The sequence below is a fragment of the Moraxella sp. genome, assembly GCF_024227015.1.
Lineage (GTDB): Bacteria > Pseudomonadota > Gammaproteobacteria > Pseudomonadales > Moraxellaceae > Moraxella.
Window position 1 is genome coordinate 1 of sequence record NZ_JAAELD010000028.1, and the last position, 645, is coordinate 645.

Consider the following 645-nt stretch of genomic DNA (forward strand, 5'->3'; position numbering starts at 1 on the left):
AGGTATTAAATGATAATGGCCATGAAGTGCGGATTTGGGGAAACCTAGAAGACCAGATTGACGAAATCAACGAGAAACACACCAATACCCGCTATTTCAAAAATATCGTTTTAGATGAGAAGATCAAGGGCTACAAGGATTTGACGGAGGCTTTGGATGGCGTTGATGCTGTTCTTTTTGTTGTGCCGACAAAGGTGACCCGTTTGGTAGCCAAGCAAGTGGCGTCTGTTTTGGACCACAAGGTGGTGGTCATGCACGCCTCAAAAGGCTTGGAGCCTGATACCCATGAACGCCTGTCAACCATCTTAGAAGAGGAAATCCCTGCAGAACTCCGCAGCGAAATCGTGGTTGTTTCTGGACCAAGTCACGCTGAAGAAACCATCGTTCGGGACATCACCCTCATCTCTGCCGCTTCCAAGGACCTAGATGCAGCCAAGTATGTCCAAAATCTCTTCAGCAACCGCTACTTCCGCCTCTACACCAATAACGATGTTATTGGGGTAGAAACAGCTGGCGCTCTTAAAAATATCATCGCAGTTGGCGCGGGCGCCCTTCATGGTCTGGGCTACGGAGACAATGCCAAAGCGGCTATTATCGCGCGTGGTCTGACTGAAATCACTCGACTAGGTGTAGCCATGGGTGCTA

General features: G+C 49.1%; 1 protein-coding gene. It reads left to right on the plus strand.

All coding sequences use genetic code 11. From position 1 onward, the window contains the following. A partial coding sequence (locus tag GY683_RS00595; RefSeq protein ID WP_297286904.1) for an NAD(P)H-dependent glycerol-3-phosphate dehydrogenase occupies positions 1 to 645 on the plus strand: 645 nt, incomplete at both ends.